General features: G+C 52.8%; 15 protein-coding genes. 13 read left to right on the forward strand and 2 right to left on the reverse strand.

Going from position 1 to position 18,283, the window contains the following annotated elements:
- Positions 1 to 314 precede the first annotated feature (314 nt).
- From ABWO67_RS02560 to ABWO67_RS02590, 7 genes are all read left to right on the forward strand, one after another.
- On the forward strand, positions 315 to 1,520 hold the full coding sequence (locus ABWO67_RS02560) for an ABC transporter substrate-binding protein (RefSeq protein WP_353147054.1): 1,206 nt from the start codon (positions 315 to 317) through the stop codon (positions 1,518 to 1,520).
- A gap of 121 nt (positions 1,521 to 1,641) precedes the next feature.
- Complete coding sequence (locus ABWO67_RS02565) at positions 1,642 to 2,502, forward strand: branched-chain amino acid ABC transporter permease (RefSeq protein WP_353147175.1); 861 nt, start codon at positions 1,642 to 1,644, stop codon at positions 2,500 to 2,502.
- Position 2,503: 1 nt separating this feature from the next.
- The gene (locus ABWO67_RS02570; RefSeq protein WP_353147057.1) at positions 2,504 to 3,523 is read left to right on the forward strand and encodes a branched-chain amino acid ABC transporter permease; all 1,020 of its coding nucleotides are present in this window, start codon (positions 2,504 to 2,506) and stop codon (positions 3,521 to 3,523) included.
- Entirely contained in the window at positions 3,520 to 4,284 is a 765-nt protein-coding gene (locus tag ABWO67_RS02575) for an ABC transporter ATP-binding protein (protein WP_353147060.1), read from the forward strand. Before ABWO67_RS02570 ends, ABWO67_RS02575 begins: the two co-directional genes overlap by 4 nt.
- On the forward strand, positions 4,284 to 4,985 hold the full coding sequence (locus ABWO67_RS02580; RefSeq protein ID WP_353147063.1) for an ABC transporter ATP-binding protein: 702 nt from the start codon (positions 4,284 to 4,286) through the stop codon (positions 4,983 to 4,985). The genes ABWO67_RS02575 and ABWO67_RS02580 overlap by 1 nt, the downstream gene beginning before the upstream one ends.
- Positions 4,986 to 5,046: 61 nt before the next feature.
- A complete protein-coding gene (locus tag ABWO67_RS02585; RefSeq protein WP_353147066.1) occupies positions 5,047 to 6,309 on the forward strand; it encodes a Zn-dependent hydrolase in 1,263 nt (420 codons plus the stop codon).
- Positions 6,306 to 7,826, forward strand: coding sequence for a M81 family metallopeptidase (locus tag ABWO67_RS02590; protein ID WP_353147069.1), 1,521 nt, complete (start codon positions 6,306 to 6,308; stop codon positions 7,824 to 7,826). Before ABWO67_RS02585 ends, ABWO67_RS02590 begins: the two co-directional genes overlap by 4 nt.
- Positions 7,827 to 8,014: 188 nt before the next feature.
- Here ABWO67_RS02590 and ABWO67_RS02595 read toward each other — a convergent pair whose 3' ends face one another.
- Positions 8,015 to 8,608 (reverse strand): cupin domain-containing protein, encoded by a 594-nt coding sequence (locus ABWO67_RS02595; protein ID WP_353147072.1) that lies wholly within the window; start codon positions 8,606 to 8,608, stop codon positions 8,015 to 8,017.
- Between the two features lie 223 nt (positions 8,609 to 8,831).
- Entirely contained in the window at positions 8,832 to 9,872 is a 1,041-nt protein-coding gene (locus tag ABWO67_RS02600; RefSeq protein ID WP_353147075.1) for an XdhC family protein, read from the reverse strand.
- 371 nt (positions 9,873 to 10,243) lie between these two features.
- Between ABWO67_RS02600 and ABWO67_RS02605 the strand changes: the two genes are divergently transcribed.
- From ABWO67_RS02605 to ABWO67_RS02630, 6 genes are all read left to right on the forward strand, one after another.
- Complete coding sequence (locus ABWO67_RS02605) at positions 10,244 to 11,863, forward strand: ABC transporter substrate-binding protein (protein ID WP_353147077.1); 1,620 nt, start codon at positions 10,244 to 10,246, stop codon at positions 11,861 to 11,863.
- Positions 11,864 to 11,933: 70 nt separating this feature from the next.
- Complete coding sequence (locus ABWO67_RS02610) at positions 11,934 to 12,932, forward strand: ABC transporter permease (protein WP_353147080.1); 999 nt, start codon at positions 11,934 to 11,936, stop codon at positions 12,930 to 12,932.
- Positions 12,925 to 13,770, forward strand: a complete 846-nt coding sequence (locus ABWO67_RS02615) for an ABC transporter permease (RefSeq protein WP_353147083.1) — start codon at positions 12,925 to 12,927, stop codon at positions 13,768 to 13,770. Before ABWO67_RS02610 ends, ABWO67_RS02615 begins: the two co-directional genes overlap by 8 nt.
- A complete protein-coding gene (locus ABWO67_RS02620) occupies positions 13,767 to 14,774 on the forward strand; it encodes an ABC transporter ATP-binding protein (protein ID WP_353147085.1) in 1,008 nt (335 codons plus the stop codon). Before ABWO67_RS02615 ends, ABWO67_RS02620 begins: the two co-directional genes overlap by 4 nt.
- Positions 14,771 to 15,757: an ABC transporter ATP-binding protein gene (locus ABWO67_RS02625; RefSeq protein WP_353147088.1), complete on the forward strand. Its 987-nt coding sequence runs from the start codon at positions 14,771 to 14,773 to the stop codon at positions 15,755 to 15,757. The genes ABWO67_RS02620 and ABWO67_RS02625 overlap by 4 nt, the downstream gene beginning before the upstream one ends.
- 38 nt (positions 15,758 to 15,795) lie before the next feature.
- The gene (locus ABWO67_RS02630) at positions 15,796 to 18,252 is read left to right on the forward strand and encodes a xanthine dehydrogenase family protein molybdopterin-binding subunit (protein WP_353147091.1); all 2,457 of its coding nucleotides are present in this window, start codon (positions 15,796 to 15,798) and stop codon (positions 18,250 to 18,252) included.
- Positions 18,253 to 18,283: the final 31 nt, after the last annotated feature.

The raw sequence follows: 18,283 nt of genomic DNA on the forward strand, positions 1-18,283 counted from the left end.
ACAAGCACGCCGTGCCGGACTGGCCTCACCCGCCCCAGACAACGTCATCAGAGTCGAACAACGGTACCAGAGCGAGACAACGTCACCAGAGCAAGACACCGTCACCAGAGCCGGACAGCGTCCCTAAAGCACCCAAGATGCAAGCGCCGCTTGAAAAGCATGGACCAATACGGAGTATTCCAGGTTTACCAATACGGTTGGCTGATTTGGAAAAACTGCATATTGCTGAACAACAATGCGCCCGTTAGTATTCGCGAACTACCATGCTGTTAGATCAAAACCACAATTATTAGAACCATCTGGAGACAACGCTCATGAATAGACGCGACATATTGAAGGCTGGCGCAACTGCAGCGCTGGTGTCACCGCTCTCACTGAAATCGGTTTTTGCTGCAGAATCAGGCCCCATCATGTTTGGAGCCCCTAACCCGATGTCGGGTCCTTTTGCCGCCAATGGCAAGTTTGCCGCCATGGGTACAGACCTGATTCTGTCGCAGACCAAAACGGTATTGGGCCAGTCGTTAGCGCATAAAGTGCTTGATACTCAGGGCAAACCCGCTATCGCTATACGACAGGTTCAGGATGCCTTCGAGAAAGACAAGGCCCATTTCTTTGCCGGAGGCATTTTGTCGTCGGAAGCGCTGGCGATGGGCAAGACCTTGGACAAGTTGGGCGGGATTTTTGTCACGACTGCCGGGGCAGATGAAATTACGGGTACTGATTGCAATCGCGGAACCTTCCGGTGGTCGGTGCCGACCTTTGGTGCGATTCGTGAAACAGTCGGGCCATTGATTAAATTGCATCCCAAGGCGAAACGCTGGTACACGATTACACCCCAGTATGTATTTGGCGAAGGTTTATTGGGCCACACCAAGAACATACTGAAGGAAAATAATCTTGAACACGTCGGCAATAGCTACCATTCGCTGGACGAACGGGAATTCAGCGGCTACCTGACGAATGCCATGGCAGCCAAGCCCGATGTCCTCGTGTTGCTGAATTTCGGTTCGCAAAGTTCAGAAGCGCTACGCCAGGCTGTCAGTTTCGGCCTCAAAACCAATACCATCATTCTGATGGCATGGGCATCCGGCCTTGAGCAGTTCGACTCTTTGGGGGCGGACTTATGTGAAGATGTTTATTTTGGCGTTCAGTATTGGCACACCGTTGATGCACCGATGAACAAGACACTGGTCGAGCAATGCCGCGCCAAGTTCAACATCACGCCAAACTACAGCCTGGCGGGTGCCTATATCTGCACCAAGATGATGCTCGATGGCATTGCCAAGGCAAACTCAACGGACACGGCCAAGGTCATAGCGGCAATGGAAGGCGCCCAGTACGACGGGCTAACCGGAAAGGAAGAAATCCGTAAAGCAGATCATCAGGTATTAAAAAACTACTACCTGCTCAAAGGTAAAGCCAAGGCAAAAATGGCCGACAAAGACGATTATTGCGATATCGTTAGCGAAGGCCAGTCTTTCCTGTCGCCAGCGGATGCTGGCTGCAAGATGCCTGCCTGATGCTGTGATACTCAGGCGGCAGTAAGGCATTCTGACCCCTGAGGTTTTCTTCTTTCAAGTATCTCGGCTCCACGCTGCCCTTGATGCCAGGGGGCCGGGGTAGTTAATGGTGCCTACCGGTATGAATTTATATGTATTGCAGGTCATAAACGGCGTTGGCATTGGGATGATCTATTTCCTGCTGGCCGTTGGGCTGTCCATCGTGTTTGGCTTGTTGCGTTTCGTCAATTTTGCCCATGGCGCCTTTTACCTTTTGGGTGCATACGCGTGCTATCAGTGCCTGCAGTGGGGCATGAACTTTTGGGTGGTATTGGCGGTCGGTCCCTTGATAGTGGGATTCAGCGCCTGGCTGGTCGAGCGTCTTTTGTTGCGCAGGGTTTACGACATGCCGCACGAATTCCATATTCTTTTCACTCTTGGGCTGGCCATGGCCATTCAAGAACTGGTGATTCTGACCTGGGGGCCAGTCGGCGTGAATGTGCCGCCACCCGACGCCTTGAAAGGGGTCGTGATGTGGGGTTCTTTTATCTATCCAAAATACCGTATTTTCCTGATTGCCTTGACGGCGGTCTTGGCTGTGCTGATTTGGTTGCTGCTGGAGCGCACGAAGCTGGGCAGCATCGTGCGCGCTGGCAGCGAGTCACCCGAAATGGTCACCTTGCTGAGCATCAATGTTTATAAGGTTTTCGGTTTGACTTTCGCGCTAGGCGCGGCCACGGCAGGGCTGGCGGGTGTACTTGCCGCGCCCTTGCGCGGGGTGGAACCTTTCATGGGAATAGAGGCGCTTGCCATCGCTTTCGTGGTGGTGGTGATTGGCGGCATGGGCAGTTTCAGTGGCGCGCTGTTAGGTGGCTTGCTGGTGGGCATAGTGCAAAGCGTGATGAGTACGCTGTGGCCCCAAGGCGCCAGCCTGATGATCTACATTGCCATGGCGATGATACTGTTACTTCGTCCTGACGGACTGATGGGAAGAAGGAGCTGACATGAGCCAGATTTTCTTGAAACGCCGCTATCTTTTGCTGGCTATTGCCGGCGTCCTGATATTGCCGCTGATGCTCGAGTCGGGTTCATTGGCCTCTGAAGTACTTGTTTTCGCCCTGGCGGCATTGGGGTGCAATCTTCTCCTCGGGTACACGGGCCTATTGTCGTTTGGTCAGGGCATATTCTTTGGCGTGGGCAGCTATACCTTGGGGATTCTGCTTACCAGGACGGGCATTCCTATGCCTGTCGTGCTGCTCGCGGCACTCGCGGTGGGCATGTTGGTTGCTGCGCTTGTGGGGTGGCTTGCCATCCGCCAGAAGGGCGTATATTTTGTGATGTTGACCTTGGCGCTGACGCAAATGTTCTATTTTCTGGCGTACTCCACACCAGAATGGACTGGCGGCGACAACGGCCTGCTCGATATTCCTCGCCTGCCGCTCACCGTGTTTGGTTATGCCTTATTTCCCAATAAGTCGGCCTGGCAATTCTATTCTTTCATTGCCATCATTTTCTTGCTGGTGTTCTGGGGACTGCAACGCGTGGTCGACTCGATCTTCGGGCGTACCTTGCTGGCCATACGAGACAACCCGGCGCGCGCAACGGCACTGGGCTACAACATCATCCATTTCAAGTTGCTGGCGTTCATGATCTCTGGCGCGGTGACGGCGTTAGCAGGTGCGCTCTACGCCATGATGACGGGTATTGCCCCGTTGACCAGCATCAACTATCACATGAGTGAAACGATTTTGCTGGTGACCGTGATCGGTGGAACAGGCAATCTGGTTGCCTCATTGTTGGGTGCAGCGCTGTACGTTATTGCCTCGGACTGGTTGTCCAATCTTTGGCCCCGATGGTTATTGCTGTTTGGCTTTCTGCTGATGGCAGTCAGTTTGTATATGCAGGGCGGACTGTGGGGGGCTTCGAAGATTTTGCTGGCCAAAATCAGGGGGAAAACCCCCGTCAGCGCCGCCGAACAGGTGCGACCGCAGGCAGCCGATAGCCAGTCACAGGAGCCATTATGAGCCAGATCATTCTTGATGCTACAGACGTCGTCAAGCGTTACGGCAAGTTCCAGGCGGTGGCGGGCGTCAACCTGCGTGTCAGGTCGAATACGGTGCATTCAGTAATTGGCCCGAATGGGGCAGGAAAGACCACCTTGTTCCACGCTCTGACAGGTACTGTTCCGTTAACCTCGGGGTCCATCCTTTTGAATGGGACCAATGTCAGCAGCATGGCCGATTACGAGCGCGTTCAACTGGGAATGGCCCGCTCATTTCAGGTCACGTCATTATTTCTTGGCCTTACCGTACGTGAAAACCTGCGGCTGGCGGCGCAGGGCGTGCAGCCGCGCAAGGCCTTTTATCTTTGGTCGGGCGCTGATCTGGATAAAGACCACGCCGAATTGACGGAGTCCATCCTGTCCCGTCTGGGCTTGAACTCCAGTATCGACCATATTGCCGGCCAGCTTTCGCATGGCCAGCAGCGGCGTCTGGAGGTAGGTATGGCGCTCGCCGCCAAGCCGAAAATTATTTTTCTTGATGAGCCAACCTCGGGCATGGGCATCGATGACATTGATGCCATGAAAGCCATTATCCACGGCTTGCGTAAAGACCTTACCGTTGTCCTGATTGAGCACAACATGGGGATCGTGATGGATATTTCGGATGTCATCACTGTGATGCAATCGGGTAAGGTCCTGGTAGAAGGACCGCCCGCTTCAGTCAAGTCTGACGAGCGCGTTCGCCAAGCCTACCTTGGCAACATGATTACCGGAGGCGCTTAATGCTTGTCGTCGAGAATATCCATGCCTACTACGGGCAAAGCCATGTTATCCAGAATGTTTCGCTTACCGTCGAACAAGGCGAACTGGTGTGCTTACTGGGGCGTAACGGGGCGGGCAAGTCCACTACCTTGAAAAGCATCATGGGCCTGGTGCCAGCGCGCGAGGGGAAAATCTTGTTCCAGGGCCGTGACATTACGGCAATGCCGACCTATGATATTTCTGCTCAGGGACTTTGCCTGGTGCCAGAACATCGCGGCATTTTTCGCTTGCTGACCGTGGAAGAAAACCTCAGGCTGGCGGAAAACAAGAAATCCCAATGGTCCCTGAAGGACATCTATCGGATTTTTCCGCGGCTGCACGAAAGGCGGCGCAATAGCGGCGCCAACTTATCGGGTGGCGAGCAGCAAATGCTGGCAATAGGACGTGCCATGATGAACTCGCCCAAGCTCTTGATTCTGGACGAGCCTGTTGAAGGTCTGGCGCCTGTCATCGTGGAGGAAATTGTGGCTCAGCTGAAGCTGATCAGGACGAGCGGCGTTGCCGTACTGCTGGTCGAGCAAAACCTGGAAGTGTGCATGCAGCTTGCTGATCGCCACTACATTATTGAAGGAGGCCGCATCGTGTACGAAAATGAGAATGCCGTCTTCATGGCCGACACCAGTGTCAAGGACAAATACCTTAGTGTGGGCGCAGCCGACTAAATACGCGCTGCTTTATTGCAGCTGTTTAACGTGATTTCCTGGCATAAACATCGAGACCGTTATGGATACTACTTTTACTGAACGTACCACTCTTCGCATCAATGGCAAGCGGTTGTGGGACTCGCTTATGTCGCTGGCACAGATCGGTGCGACACCCAAAGGCGGCGTGTGCAGATTGGCGCTGACTGAGCTGGACAAGCGGGGGCGTGACCTTTTCGTGCAATGGGCGCAAGAGGCCGGCTGCTCTATACGTATTGATGGTATCGGCAATATTTTTGCCCATCGGCCTGGCATGGATGACAGCTTGCCACCCGTCATGACCGGCAGCCATATCGACACCCAGCCGACCGGCGGGAAATTTGACGGGAACTACGGGGTACTGGCTGGCATAGAAGTCTTGCGTACGTTGAACGATCAGCAAATCCGTACTCAGGCACCGCTGGAAGTTGTGGTGTGGACCAATGAAGAAGGCTCACGCTTTGTGCCTGTGATGATGGGGTCGGGTGTCTTCGCCGGGGCGTTTACCCTGGATCATGTACTGGCTCAAGCCGATACAGAAGGCCTTACAGTCGGCGATGAGTTAAAGAAAATTGGATACGCGGGCACGGCATCTTGTGCTTCTTTTCCCATTAAGGCTTATTTCGAAGCTCACATCGAGCAAGGCCCCATACTCGAGGCCAGCGAAACCACTATCGGTGTAGTCAGCGGCGCATTGGGACAGCGTTGGTACGACGTCGTGCTGACGGGGATGGAGGCCCATGCCGGTCCGACGCCGATGGAGCTGCGCAAGGATGCTTTGCTGGGCGCCGCTGAACTGATACAGGCCATCAACAAGATTGCCCTGGACCATGCGCCTTATGCGCGCGCGACGGTAGGTTGGCTGAATGTGTTCCCAAACTCCCGAAACGTCATTCCGGGTACGGTTAAATTCAGTGTCGATCTTAGGGCTGCCAGCGACGATGTACTGACAGCAATGGAAGCTCAGTTAAAGGCGGCAGTCGATGTCGTGGTGGGGCGCGGGCAGATCGAGGCGGATCTCAAGCAAGTCGTTTACTTTCCGCCGCAGCCATTCGATAACAGTCTGGTCGATACCGTACGCCAGGCTGCGAAACAGCAAGGCTTTTCGCACAAGGATATTGTCAGCGGGGCGGGGCACGATGCTGTTTATTTGGCGCGGGTAACACCAACGGCCATGATCTTCATTCCTTGTAAAGATGGCATCAGCCATAACGAAATTGAGGACGCGTTGCCCGAACACATTGAAGCCGGATGCAATGTGCTGTTGCAGGCAATGCTGGCGCAAGCAGGGGAAGCCGAGCAATGAAAATACTGATTGCCAGGCTTAATCACGAGACCAACACGTTTTCCCCTGTCCCCACGCCGCTGAGCGCATTTGGCGGCCATGGCCCTGATTATGACGCTGCTGCCTACGCTGCGCAGAAGGGCGAGCGTACTGCCATGGGTGCATTCATCGAACTGGCCGAAGGCGTGCATGCCGATATTGTCACTCCGCTGTCGGCATGGGCGAACCCTAGCGGCCGCGTGGATGCTGACGCCTACAACGCCATGTGCGACCGTATTGTTCAGGCCGCAGCAGGCTGCGACGCCCTCATGCTGGATCTGCATGGCGCCATGGCGGTTGAGAATACTGACGATGGCGAGGGCGATTTACTAGAACAGCTCCGATCGCGTTTCCCAGGGATTCCGATAACCGTTGCCCTGGATCTGCACGGGAATGTTACCCAGAAAATGGTGGATAACGCCGATATTCTGGTGGGGTTCAAGACCTATCCGCACGTCGATATGTACGAGACCGGATTGCTGGCCGGCCAGTTGCTGCTGGATAAGTTGAAAGGCGCAAAGACGCCTGTTACGGCGTGGCGGCAACTGCCTTTGATGACGCATACCCTGACAAGCTCCACCCAGGCGCCAGCCATGAAGCGGGCCGTTGCCACGGCAACCCAAATGGAGCAAGACGGCGATGCGCTTGCCGTTACCGTGATGGCCGGCTTTTCTTTGGCCGATATCCCGGCGCCGTGCTTGAGCATTCTTGTCGTCGGTGAAGATGCCATTGCGGCCCAAAAGGCTGCCGACCGGCTTGCCACAGCAGTGTGGGCCGAAAAGGAAGGGTTTGTCTATCGCAGCCCGCCGTTGGCTGATTCAATCCGCCAAGCCATCGCGTTGGGAAATCAGCAGGGTGCGGCGCAGCCGCAATGCGGCGACGCCAATGGCCCTGTGCTACTGCTGGACCATAGCGATAACTGCATGTCGGGCGGCACTTGCGACACCATGGATGTGTTGCAAGAGGCCAGGGCGCAAGGCATCGTCAGTATTGCAGTCGGGCCATTGTGCGATCCGGAAGCCGTGGCCGCCATGTTCGAGGCAGGCGAGGGCGCCAGCCTTAGCATTGCACTGGGCAACAAACGGCCCCTGACAAGTTTGGGCATACAAAAAACACCGGTCACACTAACTGGTCGTGTACAGCGGCTTAGTAATGGCGAGTATGTCATTACCGGCCCGACCTACCATGGCATGAAGTTCAGCATGGGTCGCACGGCGTTATTTGTTAGCGGCGATATGGAAATCATTGTCACTGAAACCCCTCATGAACCGTGGGATTTGGGCGTGTTTTCGTGCGTTGGCGTTGATCCAACCAAAAAAGAGTATGTGCTGCTCAAATCGCGCATGTATTGCCGACCCGTGTTCTTGCCTATCGCAAAGGCTTTTGTCGAGTGCGACAGCGAGGGCGTTACCAGCTCGAATTATTCGCTGTTTCCCTTCAAAAATGTGCAGCACCCGGTGTATCCGTTGGATGATATTGCCGAGTGGGCGCCTGCGTAGTTCGTTGGAGGTGAAGTTTGGATTGATGTCCAATTTTTGAGGGCAGCTCATCTTCCGCGGGTGTTTTTCACGGAGCACCTACGGGAGGCGCAATTACTCGAAGATGAACTTCTCTATCCGCCCGACGGCACGGCATGCTTCTCAGTTAATAGCTTCGGTTGGCCAATGTATGACGTAAGGCTCGGGCGCTAGATTTCCCCCGCAATCTTGTGAGGGCAGATGATCCACATAAGCTTGGTTTCTTCCGTGGTGATGTTGTGTATGCGATGCGGTTTTCCGCTATCGAACTGAAAGCTGTCCCCCTCACTTAGGTTGTATTGATGTTCTCCGACAGATAACAGCAATTTCCCTTGCAGAATAATGCCGCCTTTTTCGCCGTTGCGCACGAGGTATTCAGGACCTGATCCCCCTCCCGGTTCTACTATCATCATGAAGAACTCAAGTGTTTTGCTACCCGAGCTGCTAGGAGACAGCAGCTCTTTGGTCAAGCCTACAGAAGGAAAATCCAGCCTCGCTCTTTCATTTGCACGAACTACAGGAGAACTAGAACTATTTTCTGTTGGTTCTTTGACGGGAAAAACCGCTGGCATCTCAACGCCAAGCGCTTGGCATATTTTATCTAAGGTTTTCAGCGAGGGCGTGGTTTGCGCCCTTTCGATGTGACTTAGCATGCTGACCGAAACATTTGATAAATCGGAGAGTTGGGCTAGCGATAGCCGCTGGTCTTTTCGTAATTTTCTTAGCCGGTGCCCGAGGTCTGTGGAAGGGTCAAGCGTAGCCATGTTTTTATACTCCGTCGGAAACGTATGTGCTTTTTTCTTTGCCGATAGCGATAGCGCTATCGGCTGTTATGTACTGCTCACCGTCATTTCCATATTATAAATTTTTGTTTTGAATCATCATGAGCCTGTCGGTTTAAGTAGGTTTTGATATGACAGTCTACAGAATGTCATTTACGGGTGGCTGCGAAGAAGCAAGGAACGCTCAATTCGCATCTGGTTCTAGTCACTCGTGTTGTCGAGCATGCTGCTTTTCTTCCTTAGATGACTCAGCGGAAACGAAGGCCTTCTTCTTGGCGTGGCAAATGTCAAATTCGCTGGGTAACAAAACTCCATTCTTGATCGCGATGACCTCTGCCATGATGCTGATCGCAATCTCTGGCGGAGTCTTGCTGCCAATATAGACTCCGACGGGGCCGCGTAGCGCAGCCACATGCGACGGTGACTGGTCTAGATGCTGGATCATGCGCTGTCGTCGTGTGAGGCTGTTACGTCGCGAGCCGATTGCTCCTACATAAAATGCCTCCGACTGCAGGGCGGCTAGCAGCGCCAGGTCGTCCAGTTTCGGGTCGTGAGTTAGAGCGATAACACAAGTTCGGCGGTCAGGTTTGAAAGCGTCAACGGTATCGTCTGGCATGTCGGTGACCAGCTTCACGCCTTTTACAGACCAGGATCGGGTGTGCTCAATACGTGGATCACACACAGTGACGGCAAAGCCACTAAATAGAGCCATTATGGCCAGATACTCGGTGAGCTGCCCTGCACCAATCAGCAGCATCCGATACTCGGGGCCAAAGGTGTTGGACATGGTCGAGCAATCGACTGTAAGCGCTGCTGGAGCATGCGTTTGGTTGAGTTGCACATCGCCGTTCTGGAGATTGACGGTTCTTAGCATTAAGTGACCCTGTTCCAATTGCGTTATGAGTTGCGCAAGCAGTCCAGTATCGGGTGTGTGCTCGAGCAGAAGCTCAATGGTTCCTCCACAAGGCAGTCCAAACTTATGGGCTTCGTCCGCATCAATGCCATATTTTATGAATGACGGCGGACCTGATTTTTCCATCTTAGGGTAACGAAGAATCAGGTCATCTTCGATACACCCGCCTGAAACCGAGCCTATTACGCTGCCGTCTTGGCAAATCGCCATGACTGATCCAACGGGACGGGGCGAAGATCCCCAAGTGCGTACAACAGTGACAAGACAAGCATGTTTGGCCTCTCTACGCCATTGCCATAGGGTTCGCAGCACCTGTAAATCCAAATTCTCCATATCCTTTCCTGTTAAAGAGGGCGCTAATAATTGCTAATGGGACAAAGTATCCCTTCTTTTGTTGGCGCTGACTCTAAGTATTTACACTGCCAGTATATATAAACGCCATTTTTCGGATTCTTATAGGGTTTTCACCTGTTTTTTATTGTAATTTTCAACGGTAGAATAATTTTTGTCCCGAATTATCAAATATTTCCAATGTGTCGATATTTGTTTCTTCTCCTTAAGACAGTGCGGAAGATGACTATGCGTATCAACATATGCCAGGGTCGGCGGTCATTTGGCTGAGGTTTTTCAGTGCTTCAAATTTGGTGATAAGCGTGGCTAGGTGCCACTGATTCTCTCGTTGTCTAAAAATAAAAGGACGGACCATGGTTTTAATGAAGCGAGTTTCAAGATTTGCGCAGTGTGCTGTTTTGGCCGTTGCCGCTTTAGGGGTTATGCCGATTTCAATGGCAGTTGAACCTCAGAAAGGCGGTACGTTGATAATCACGACGACACCTGAGCCGTCGATTATTACGAATGCTCTAAGCTCTGCGCCTACCACTAACGAAGTGGCGACAAAGATTTTTGATGGGTTATTGGAATACGACTCCAAATTGGAGCCTATTCCTTCGCTGGCCGAGTCATGGGAAATCAGTGAGGATGGAAAAACTGTCCAGTTCAATTTACGCAAGGGTGTTCTGTGGCATGACGGCAAGCCGTTTACCAGCGCGGATGTGGCTTTTTCTTTATTGAAGGTGGTGAAGGAGTTTCATCCTCGTGGGCTGAGCAATTTGGGGCCGGTGACTGCGGTGAAAACTCCCGACGAGTTTACAGCGATACTTGAGCTGGAACATCCCTATCCACCCATGATGAGAGGATTGTCTGGTCTGGAAGTGCCTATGCTACCCAAGCACATATACGAAGGCACTGATATAAGAAACAATCCCGCAGTGAATGTGCCTATCGGTACAGGGCCCTTCAAGTTCGCAAAATGGGAAAAAGGCAATTTTATCCAGCTTGACCGTAACGAACACTACTGGCGCAAGGGGATGCCTTACCTTGATCGCGTGATCTTTCGGTTTATTGCCGACGCATCGACCCGGTCAGCAGCGTTAGAGAAAGGCGAAGTTCATGTCGCGACTTTCGGTACGATTAATCCGGTGGAAATGAGACGGCTTGCCGACTTGCCGAATATAAAAATTGCGGAAGGTGGTTACGAAGCCCTGGCGCCCGTAATGCTGATGGAGTTGAATACTAAGCGTGCGCCACTCGATGATAAGCGTGTTCGGCAGGCCATTGCTTACGCGATAGATCGTAATCTGATCACGGAAAATATTTGGTATGGCTTTGGTAAGCCTGCTGTAGGTCCAATTTCTTCTGTATATGCCGGAGCAGGGTTGTATACGGAAGAGGGCGTACGTCAATATGGCGTAAAGGACCGTATCGATATTGCCAATAAACTGCTTGACGAAGCTGGTCTGAAGCGCGGCGCCAACGGTATGCGCTTCAAGATAGTGCATGACGTTGTGCCGTTTGGCGAGGACTGGCGTCGCATGGCTGAGTATGTCAAACAGGCGCTGGGCAAGGTTGGCATAGATGTCGAGTTGCGCACCAGTGACGCTCCGACCTTTATGCGCCAAGTATACGGAAGCAACTATGACTTTTGGATGGCTTCTGGCTGGTTTATCGGTATGGGTGATCCAACGCTCGGGGTTCAGAGGCAATACTGGTCCAAGAATATCAAGCCGAATGTCCCCTACACCAACACAGTTCGTTATGAAAACGCTGAAGTGGATCGGCTGTGGGAGGCCGCTCAGACTGAGCTTGACCCCAAAAAACGCGCCGAGCTATTTCACGGTCTCCAGCGTCAAATCGCAGAAGACAGCCCTGTGATCTGGATTATGGAGATGGCCTTGGTCGCACTGCAGGATACGAGGGTGCAGAACCTGATTACGTCGCCTCTGGGTATTCGTGGTGGTCTATATGACACCTGGATCAAACAATAATAAATATATTGCCCAGGCAGGCGCATCCAGCGATAGCTGATGCGCCTGAAACGGTAACGAAAGGAAGTCTATGTGGACAGCTAGGGGAAAGTACGTTTTAAAGAGATTGGTGAATGGATTGCCAATCATATTTGCGATCGTGGCCGTCAATTTTTTTCTGATACGACTCGCGCCTGGGGATGCCGCTCAGGTGCTGGCGGGTGAAGCCGGCGCTGCAAGTGAGCAATATATGGCTCAGATTCGTGCGCAGTTTGGCTTGGATCAGCCACTTTATTTGCAGTTTTTTGACTACATCAAGAATATCGCTTTCTTTGATATGGGGTATTCCTTCAGGCACGGGCGTCCCGTAGCCGACTTGATCTTCGAGCGTCTTGGGGCAACTGCGCTGCTGATGGTGGCGTCCATGATTATCTCTGTAGGTTTTGGCATTTTGTTGGGGTCGATTGCAGCAGTTAAGGGACGCAGCTTTGCGGGATTGGTAATTATGATTTTTGCCATTATTTCGTACGCTACGCCGCTTTTCTGGATAGGTTTGATGTTCATTATCGTCTTCTCGTTGAATCTGGGCTGGTTCCCGACTAGTGGTATCGCCAGTGTCGGCAGCAGCCTTACCGGAATGGCTTATGCATTGGACGTAGCCAGACATCTAGTCTTGCCTGCGATTACCTTGGCTTTCTTTTATATGGCCCTGTATACCCGTTTGATGCGTGCATCCATGCTTGAAACATTGCGCCTGGACTTCGTGACCACGGCAAAAGCCAAGGGCTTGTCCAACAGGAAGATTGTCTGCCGCCATGTGTTGCGTAATGCCATCTTGCCCGTGTTGACCATGGCCGGAGTGCAGGTCTCGAGCATGTTAGGTGGGTCCGTGATCGTCGAATCCGTGTTTGGTTGGCCAGGCCTCGGCTTGCTGGCCTATGAGTCTCTTTTTGCCCGAGACCTGAACCTCCTGTTGGGTATTTTCTTTTTGAGTTCAATCTTGGTAGTTATCACGAACGCTCTGGTCGACTTGATCTATACGCTTATTGACCCACGCATAGAGTTGGCAGGGGAGAAAGGAAATGTCTGATGCGCGTTATACGGGGCCTGGCGTATTTGGGCGCTTCTGGCGTAATCCTGGTGCTGTGATTGGCATACTCATATTGGCCTGTGTTGTTGCTTTCGCCATCACTGCACCCTTGTTATACCCCGACGGGCCCTTTGAAATGGTAGGACGACCGTTTCTCAAGCCATTTGGCGAATATGTGTTCGGCACTGATATGTTGGGTCGGGATATCGCTGCAGGTATCGTTTATGGGGCCCGTATTTCCTTGTTGGTGGGTGTCGTTGCAACGCTGGTCATTGTCGTGCTTGGAACGAGCATTGGTGGGTTTGCAGGTTACTACGGGGGGCGGATTGACACGGCCTTAATGCGGGTGACTGAGTTCTTCCAGACGATACCTACCTTTATTGGCGCGATCGTTATTGTGGCTGTACTGGGGCCGACATTGGGCAACGTAATCGGTGCAATTGCCGTCGTCTCATGGGCGCCGTTGGCGAGGCTGGTGCGTGCCGAGGTGATCAGTATTAAAAATCGCGAATTTGTTCATGCCTGTATTTCGCTTGGAATGAATGATTTAAAGATTTTTGTGGTTCAGATACTGCCCAATGTGATGTCGACCATTATCGTAGCTGGTTCACTGATGGTCGCTACTTCAATTTTATTCGAGTCTGGACTTTCGTTTCTAGGGCTGGGCGATCCAAACATAATGACATGGGGCTTCATGGTGGGGGCTGGGCGGTCTGCAATGCGTACAGCATGGTGGATGGTTACGATTCCCGGCATCGCCATTTTAATGACTGTACTGGCGATCAATCTGGTTGGCGATGCATTGAACGAAGCACTGAATCCGAGGTTGAAGCAATGAATGAACCAAATATGCTTTTGAGCGTACGGGGGTTGCGTACCGAGTTCAGGTCTGCCGCAGCCGATTGGTTTTCCGTCGTTAATGATGTGGATTTGGAGGTCGCTGCGGGTGAGACGCTCGCTGTGGTGGGCGAGTCAGGTTGTGGCAAAAGCATGCTGGCGCGTTCCATAATGCGCTTGCTGCCTCATCCTGTTGCCAGACGGGCTGGTGGACAGGTCAAGTTGGCGGGTCGAGATTTGATGGCGTTGTCTGAAAAGGAAATGCGTAGGGTTCGTGGCCGTGATGTTTCGATGATTTTTCAGGAGCCAATGACGAGCTTGAATCCGTTGATGACAGTCGGAAAACAAGTCATCGAAAGCATATTGGAACATGATAAATGTTCGGCAAGTGAAGCAAGCAAGCGTGCCCATGATTTATTTGAATTGGTAGGCATTCCTGAACCCGCTGCACGTTTTAATCAGTATCCGCATCACCTGTCCGGAGGAATGAGGCAGCGTATTGTAATAGCCATCGCACTGGCTTGTCGGCCCAAGATTCTGATTGCTGATGAACCTACAACAGCGCTGGATGTCACCATACAGGCGCAGGTGCTCGCCTTGATAGATCGCTTGAAGAAAGAGCTGGGCATGGGGGTTATTTTGATCACCCATGACCTTGGCGTGGTCGCTGAGTGGGCGCAGCGGGTCATGGTCATGTATGCCGGTAGAAAAGTAGAGGAGGCGCACTGTGAGGAGTTCTTCACGATGCCCGGCCATCCCTATAGCAGAGCTTTGCTGGCTAGCGTGCCTTGCCCTGATCTAGAGGGCGTGGATGATGACCATTCATTGGCCGAAATACCGGGCACTGTCCCGCCGCTGGATAGATTAGGCCCTGGCTGTTCGTTCGCGGAGCGTTGTCAGTTTGCTGAAAATGACTGCAAAAAAGCCGTTCCGTTGTTGACGAGCACTGGCCCTATGCGATGGGTGGCTTGTCGGCGTGCCCATGAAATTGGAGTGAATACATGAACCAGGCTGAAATGTTGCCTTTGCTGAAGGTAGAGAATCTGGTTAAGCACCATGAGACATCGGGGGGCAAGGTTCATGCGGTAGATGGTGTGGACTTTGAGGTTTATGCCGGTGAGACGCTGGGAATTGTCGGTGAGTCGGGCTGTGGCAAGTCTACTCTTGGCCGAACCCTGGTTCGTCTGCATGAGCCTGACGAGGGACGTATTTTATTTCATGGCGAGGACATCACGCATTTGTCACGCAAGGCGTTACGTTCGGTGCGGCGCGAGGTGCAGATCGTTTTCCAGGATCCGTATGCGTCGTTGAATCCCCGACGGACGGTTCGACAAATTCTGGGCGAGCCTTTCGATGTCCACGCTGTTGGTACGCGTAGTAGTAGGGCCGGAAAAGTTAATGAGCTGCTTGCACGCGTTGGCTTGCATGCGGAGCATGCCGACAGATTTCCACATGAATTTTCAGGCGGCCAGCGCCAGCGTATTGCGATTGCGCGGGCGATCGCACTGGAGCCTAAGCTGGTTGTGTGCGATGAGCCTGTTTCAGCGCTGGATGTGTCAATACAGGCACAGATTATTAATTTACTGCGCCGTCTGCAGCGCGAGAACAGTCTTGCTTATATTTTTATTTCCCACGATCTGTCTGTGGTGGGGTATTTGGCCGATCGGATAGCTGTTATGTATCTAGGTGAAATTGTTGAAATTGCACCGAAATCAGAGCTATGGAATAAGCCTTTACATCCCTATACCCAGGTTTTGTTCTCAGCGATTCCGATTGCGCGGCCTCCTAGTGAAGCGCGTCGCCGCAGGATTTCCATGAACGGGGAGCTACCCAGCCCCATGAATCCTCCCGCTGGTTGCAGATTTCATACGCGCTGCCTTCATGTCATGCCTAAATGCAAAACCGAAGTTCCGAAGCTGGTTCCGGTGCAGACGGATCAGTGCGATAGCCGTAAAGTTGCTTGCCATCTTTTTGCTGAAGACCGGTAAGCAGCTTTTTTGAAATGAATCTTTGGAAATAAGACGCTATGGAAATCATCAAGCCGCAGCTCCTGCGGGAGCTTAATAAGCTGGATACCAACGAAAACGCCGGGAGTGCTGCCGATTCGGGAATTGGTCGTTCAGTCAAGCGAAAAGAAGACGCACGGTTTGTTGCTGGGGCGGGCCGCTATGTGGATGATCATCACTTTCCGGGGCAATTGTATGCACGCTTTGTGCGATCTTCTTATGCGCATGCAGTGATTCGTGGGATCGACGTAAGCAACGCGCTGAATGCTCCAGGAGTAGTGGCGGTTTATACAGCAGCCGACATGCTTTCGGCGGGTGTAAAAGGCATTCCCTGTGGGTGGCTGATTCACGATAGAGAGGGTCGGCCGATGGCGGAACCGCCCCACTATCCGTTAGCGTTAGATAAGGTGAGGCATGTCGGAGAGCCGGTTGCCGTCGTTATCGCAGAAACCTTGCTTCAGGCGCAGGACGCGGTTGAGCTCGTCGATGTGGATTTCGAGCCTCTGGAAGCCGTAGCGGATGTCACTAGTGCTACTCGGGAAAATGCGCCGCTTGTGTGGGACGACATCCCTGGCAACGTTTGTTGCGATTGGGTGCTGGGTGACCAGAACGCTACTGATGACGCCTTTAATCGTGCTTCGCATGTCACGCGGATCGAGCTGAAGAACAATCGGCTGATTCCGAATCCGATGGAGCCACGTGCCGCTATCGCGAACTACGTTGCGTCAATGGGTGACTTGACCCTTTACACCACGAGTCAAAATCCCCACACAGTTCGCGGCACGCTTTGCAATATTTTAAGTATGCCTGAGACCAGTGTGCGGGTCATCTCACCGGACGTGGGCGGTGGGTTTGGTTCGAAGATTTTTGTGTATCCCGAGGAAGTCTGCGTGAGTTGGGCAAGCCGGTGTCTTGGCCGTCCCGTACGGTGGACGTCTGACCGCTCTGAGGCTTTTTTGACGGATGCGCATGGGCGTGATCATCAGACAACTGCAGAGCTGGCATTGGATGCTTCGGGGAAGTTTATAGGCTTACGCGTCAAAACGCTGGCGAATGTGGGTGCGTACCTATCAAGTGGTGCGACGGCTATTCCTACCTTTTATTACGCGCCATTGCTGGCAGGAGTTTATCAAATTCCGGTCCTACACTGTAATGTCATCGTGACTTTTACGCATACCTGCGGCGTCGATGCCTACCGAGGGGCAGGCCGACCGGAGGCCACTTATGTACTCGAGCGCTTGATCGATAAAGCCGCTCGGGAAATTGGTCAAGATCGGGTGGAGTTAAGACGCCGCAATTTTATAAGGTCAGATCAGTTCCCGTACGCCACACCAGGTGGGCTTACATATGATTCGGGAGATCATGAGGCGACGTTGAGGGTGGCCTTGGAAAAGTCCGACTGGGCAGGGTTCGAGGCACGTCGTCAGGCAGCTCGCCGCCAGGGGAAGTATCGTGGTATCGGAATCTCGACATACGTTGAAATTGCGGGAGGAACACCATCTAAGGTTTTGGGTGAGCTGGGTGGCCGTGGTGGCAGAGCTGAGTCTGCGCAGGTGCGTGTTCACCCAAGTTCCGCAGTGACTGTGTTCAGTGGGTCGCACAGCCATGGTCAAAGCCATGAAACCACCTTTGCACAATTGGTCTGTGACCGGCTTGGCATTGCCATAGATAAGGTGAAAGTTGTGCAAGGGGATACGGATCAGATACCGTTTGGCCGGGGTACGGCGGCATCCCGATCGCTGGTACTCGGGGGATCGGCGATTGTGAAGGCGCTGGACAAAATTGTTCTTAAGGGAACAAAGATAGCAGCCCATCTTCTGAATGCGGATGTTGCTGATGTCACTTTTGATAATGGTCAGTTCAAGGCTGTTGATGGCCGATCAGTGATGTTTCAGGATGTGGCAAAGGCAGCATATACGCTACATAATTATCCGATTGAAGAAGTCGAGCCGGGTCTGGATGAAACGGCATTCTATGATCCGGCCAATTGGACTTATCCGTGTGGTTGTCATATTTGCGAGCTGGAAGTCGACCCAGAAACGGGGCGCGTAAGTATCGTCAACATTGTGGCGGTCGATGATGTGGGGGAAGTGGTGAATCCCATGGTTGTGCACGGGCAGCTTCATGGGGGACTCGCCCAGGGTGTGGGACAAGCTCTGCTTGAGGAGTGCGTACACGATGAGACGGGCCAGTTGCTTACCGGTTCGTTTCAGGACTATTGCATGCCGCGCGCCGACGACCTACCGAATTTCGAAGTCCATATCCAGAGTACCCCTTGTGAACATAACCCCTTAAAAGCGAAAGGATGCGCTGAAGTAGGTTCGGTAGGTGTGCCTCCGGCCATTATCAACGCCGTGTTAGATGCGCTTGCAGACCTTAAGGTGACAAATATCGACATGCCGGCTACAGCAGTGGCGGTCTGGACAGCGATTCAATGTGCTCGTGATCAGAGCGAGCACGGTATTGCAGACCACTAAGGTGGTTGCAGAACAAATTTGCTCTGTTTTA

Origin of the sequence: Pollutimonas bauzanensis (assembly GCF_040393045.1) — a bacterium.
Lineage (GTDB): Bacteria > Pseudomonadota > Gammaproteobacteria > Burkholderiales > Burkholderiaceae_B > Pollutimonas > Pollutimonas bauzanensis_A.